Below are 3,400 nucleotides of genomic sequence, written 5' to 3' on the forward strand. Positions count from 1 at the left end.
AGCTACTGCCGCTGGCCATGTCCACCGTCGAGGTCAGCTGAGCCACCGGCCCCAGCTGAGCGGTCAACGCCAGCGAGACCACGGGCCGCCACGGCGGCCCGGACGCCCCGAGATGGGGCGCCTCACAAGCTCGGCCGGGCGAACCGGCCGCCATTGCCTCTTCCACCCGCCTACACGGAGGTACTACACGCATGCACCCACTGTGGTTCCGGCTCGACGACGTCCTCCCGTTGGCCGAGCACGCCATGTCCTGCCCCACCCACCGCATCACCGGCGCACAAGCCCATGCCGCGGCCCCGACCGGCCCGGCCCTGGTGTGGACCAGCAGCCCGGTGATGGACCTGCTCACCTCCAACGGTGTCCCGGCCTGGTACGGCGAGCACGGCACCGTCCACGCCGCCGAGGCCTACACCTGGCGCGACACCAGCGGACGCTACGGCGTCTCCCGCCGCCGCCCCGACGACACCGGCTACCTACCCCTGACCCGGCCCGACGGCAGCCCCAGCCCGGTGCTCGACCTGCTCCGCAGCGCCCGCCACAACGCGCACAGCTGGATCACCATCGACATCGGACCCGCCGCGGATCGCCTCATCACCGCCGACCACGTTCACGCCGTCACCGGCCGGCACGACCTGGTCCCGGCCGGCACCACCTGGAGCCCGGCCGAGGTCACCTGCCCGAGCGTCGACTACCAGCCCTACCCGGCGCTGGTCGCCGACGCCTACACCACCGACGCCGGTGACCTGCTCGCCCGCTTCCACCGGACCACCATCGCCCGGATGACCGCCGACCTGCGCGCCCTCCACGCCAACCCGGACGCCGACACCGACCCCATGCCCGGCGAATACCCCGTCCTGTGGCTGGACCGCGACGTCCTGACCGTCGCCGAACACGGCGACGGGCAGCAGTCGTCGAGGATCACCGACCACCTCACCCCCGACGACGACGGCTACTACCCCCTCGGCGCCTACCTGTGGCCCTGGCAGCACGCCGACCCCACCCAGCCCTACCGGCCGTGACCGCAACTGTCACCGCCAGCAGTCGGTGACAGGTCGCTGCACCGCCGCCGGACGCCGGCGCGCAGACACGCACCACCACTACAAGCACGCACCACCACTACAAGGAGGACAACACCCGATGGCCACCCGCACCGAGGAGATCGTCATCGACGACCTCGACGGCAGCACCGACGACGTCGGCACCTGCCGCTTCACCATCGACGGCGTCGAGTACAAGATCGACCTGTCCGCAGCGAACCGGCAACGTTTACAGGACGCCCTCACCCCGTTCATCACCGCCGCCCGACGGCTGCCCAACCGCCGACCCAGCACGGCCGGCCGGACCCAGGCGGTCAGCGCCCACGCCGTGCGGGTGCGCCGCTGGTGGGCCGAACATCAGACCACCCTGCAGCTGCCGGCGTGGCGGGCCAACGGCCGGGTCCCGAAGGCCGTCTACCAGGCCTTCAACGCGAACTGACCGCCACCGCACCGCCTCGGGCACACCCGAGCACGGCGCAACCCGCCGGCAGACAGCGCCCGTCGCAGCCTCCGACCGCCGCGCTCGAACGCCCAGCGCACTTGACCACGCGATACGTCGAAGCGTGGATCAGTGCACCCTCCGGCACCACCCGCCGACCCGCAGACCCGCGCCATCCGAGCAGAAAGGACACACCAGTGATGGCCTCACCCGCGACCACCGTAGCCACCGTGGCTCCGGCCCACAGCGCTTTCCGCGTCCTGATCGCGCTCGCCGACCTCGGCGAAGCCACCGCCGCCCACGTCGCCGAACACACCGGCCTGGCCTACTCCACCGTGACACCGAAACTGCGCGCCTGGGAAACCAGCGGGCACGCCGAGAAGTACCGCAACGACCACCAGCAAACCCTGTGGCGGCTCACCGACACCGGCCGCGCCACCACCGCACCGCCCCCAGGTACCAGCACGCCATCGGCGGACGACAGCCGTCAGCAACCCAGCCACAACGGCCTCGACACCGGCCTCGACACCGGCACGGCGACCGCAACACCGGCTCCCGCCGACACCGGACCGCACACCGGCTCCACCGACGACACCGGCCCGTCACCAGATGATGAGAGGTCCGTCGCCGGCGCCAGCCAGATGCCGACCGACGACGACCGGGCCGCGGCGCCCCCCACTGTGGACAGCGTCGCCGCGAACAGTGCCGCCCCGCACGACGACGGCGACCACACGAACGGCGACCATACGAACGGCGACCGCGGCGCCGATGGCGCAGCCGCGCCGGGTGACCGGCGGCCGAAAGGCTCCCTGCGCGGCGCCATCTTCGACATCCTCGAGGCCCACCCAGGCCAGGGCTACAAGGTCAGCGAACTATGCAAGCTGATCGACCACGCCAACGAGGGCACCGACGCGAAGAAAGCCAGCGCCGGAGCAGTAGCCAACGCCGCGCACAAACTCGTCGAGAACGGCCAAGCCCTGCTGCTGGCGGACAAGCCCGCCACCTTCCGGCTGGCCGCCGCCGGCACCTGACAACCGGCACCTGACAACCAGCACACCCGTCTCGGGTAGCCCGGGGGCAGGCGTCGAACTTCCCGGCTCACGCCCGCCCCCGGTGCTCCTTGCATGAAAGGAGCTCGTTGAAGTGTCTCCCATCCTCACGTCGATCGTCACCGCCCTCGGCGGTGTCCTCGCCGGACTCGCCGCCGCAGGCATGATCCTGTGGCGCCAGCAGCAGAGCTTGAACCGCTGGCAGCACCTCGCCCACCACGACGACACCACCGGCATGCCCAACCGGCGCGCCCTGCTGGCAGCGCTGCGCCGCGCGCTGCGCAACGGCGACCACGTCGGCCTGATCGTGCTCGACCTCGACGGATTCAAAACCATCAACGACACCTACGGCCACGAAGACGGCAACCACGTCCTCGCCGCCGTCGGCCGCCGCCTCACCGCCCTCACCCATCCGGTGCGACTGGCCGCCCGGTTGTCCGGCGACGAATACGCCCTGCTCGTCACCGGCACCAACACCGAACACGTCGCCTACGCCGCCAACACCGCCTGGCAGGCGGTCGGCCGCGACCCGATCCCCGTAGCTGACACCTACCTGAAGGTGTCTGCCAGCGTCGGGCACGTCACCGCCGGAACCGGCGCCACCCCAGCCGACCTGCTCCGCGCCGCCGACATGGCCATGTACGAGGCGAAACAAACCGGCACCGGCATCCACGCCGCGACCACCCACAGCCCTCGCCTGCCGCGGCACACCCGCTACCGCGACCTGCCGCGCACCTGACCACCCACTCAATCACCACCCAGCGGATCCCGGTCGGTCCCCTGACCGACCGGGTCTTCGCCGTGCCTATTCGCCGTGCCCAAAGGAGGTGACCGGCCATGACCACCCGAACACTGTCCGGGCTCACCATCGCGGT

The 3,400-nt window shown here is 71.2% G+C and carries 4 protein-coding genes; all 4 read left to right on the forward strand.

Annotated features, from left to right (window positions below; translation table 11 throughout):
- Positions 1–191 precede the first annotated feature (191 nt).
- The 4 genes from AB0M20_RS33400 to AB0M20_RS33415 all read left to right on the forward strand — a co-directional run bounded on the left by AB0M20_RS33400 (position 192) and on the right by AB0M20_RS33415 (position 3,264).
- The gene (locus AB0M20_RS33400; protein WP_364304326.1) at positions 192–1,019 is read left to right on the forward strand and encodes a hypothetical protein; all 828 of its coding nucleotides are present in this window, start codon (positions 192–194) and stop codon (positions 1,017–1,019) included.
- A 118-nt stretch (positions 1,020–1,137) separates the two neighbouring features.
- Positions 1,138–1,476 carry an Lsr2 family protein gene (locus AB0M20_RS33405; protein ID WP_364304327.1) on the forward strand — a complete coding sequence of 113 codons (339 nt, stop codon included), beginning with the start codon at positions 1,138–1,140 and terminating at the stop codon, positions 1,474–1,476.
- 230 nt (positions 1,477–1,706) lie between these two features.
- Positions 1,707–2,507 (forward strand): MarR family transcriptional regulator, encoded by an 801-nt coding sequence (locus AB0M20_RS33410; RefSeq protein WP_364304328.1) that lies wholly within the window; start codon positions 1,707–1,709, stop codon positions 2,505–2,507.
- A gap of 112 nt (positions 2,508–2,619) precedes the next feature.
- Entirely contained in the window at positions 2,620–3,264 is a 645-nt protein-coding gene (locus AB0M20_RS33415; RefSeq protein ID WP_364304329.1) for a GGDEF domain-containing protein, read from the forward strand.
- Positions 3,265–3,400 lie beyond the last annotated feature (136 nt).

Source organism: Actinoplanes sp. NPDC051633 (genome assembly GCF_040681735.1).
Classification (GTDB): domain Bacteria; phylum Actinomycetota; class Actinomycetes; order Mycobacteriales; family Micromonosporaceae; genus Actinoplanes.

Coding starts and splice junctions, on each gene's coding strand:
- AB0M20_RS33400 (WP_364304326.1), top strand. CDS start 192: ATGCACCCACTGTGGTTCCGGCTCGACGACGTCCTCCCGTTGGCCGAG.
- AB0M20_RS33405 (WP_364304327.1), top strand. CDS start 1,138: ATGGCCACCCGCACCGAGGAGATCGTCATCGACGACCTCGACGGCAGC.